The sequence below is a fragment of the Alcanivorax sp. HI0044 genome, assembly GCF_001634945.1.
In genome coordinates this window covers 1-570 of record NZ_LWEZ01000859.1, presented here as the reverse complement: position 1 = coordinate 570, position 570 = coordinate 1, and the positions used below count along the sequence as shown (strand labels likewise).

Annotated in this window: 1 protein-coding gene and 1 pseudogene; both read left to right on the top strand. The window is 56.0% G+C overall.

From position 1 onward, the window contains the following. Window positions 1-202 (top strand): annotated as a pseudogene (locus tag A3730_RS31485) (coproporphyrinogen III oxidase); the annotation flags it as partial. A gap of 71 nt (window positions 203-273) precedes the next feature. Next, a partial coding sequence (locus A3730_RS10135; RefSeq protein WP_156501130.1) for a cyclic nucleotide-binding domain-containing protein occupies window positions 274-570 on the top strand: 297 nt, incomplete at its 3' end.

Genomic DNA, 570 nt, shown 5'->3' with positions numbered 1-570 from the left:
AACCTGGGGGATTGATTTCCCGGATTATTTTGCGGATGCCCTGTCTGAATGGGTGGCATTTGAGGCGCAGGGATTAGTGGCCATGGAAAAGGATCGGCTGCATATCACCGACAGCGGTCGCCTGGTTAGCCGGGCTCTGGTGATGCCCTTTGACCGCTACACCCGGAAACAGCAGCAAACCCGGTTTAGCCGGATTATTTGACCTTTATTCTACTATTTTCACTCTATACTCTAAGAGTGACGCTTTACGCAGCGATCAACCGGAGTCTGACCGTGTCTCATCATGTTTCCTGCAACGACTGCAGCCTCAGCCCCATTTGCCTGCCCCTGGCAGTGGCCCCGGCACAACTGGACCAGCTGGACCGTATTATCCACCGAGGCCGCCCACTGAAACGCGGCGAGCACCTGTTTCGCGCCACCGACGGATTTGATTCTGTATATGCCGTGCGCTCTGGCGCCCTGAAAACCTATGTGGTCAGCGATGACGGAGAGGAACAGGTCACCGGGTTTTACCTGCCCGGCGAGGTACTGGGCATGGATGGCATCAGTACCGCGCACCATGTTTCCAAT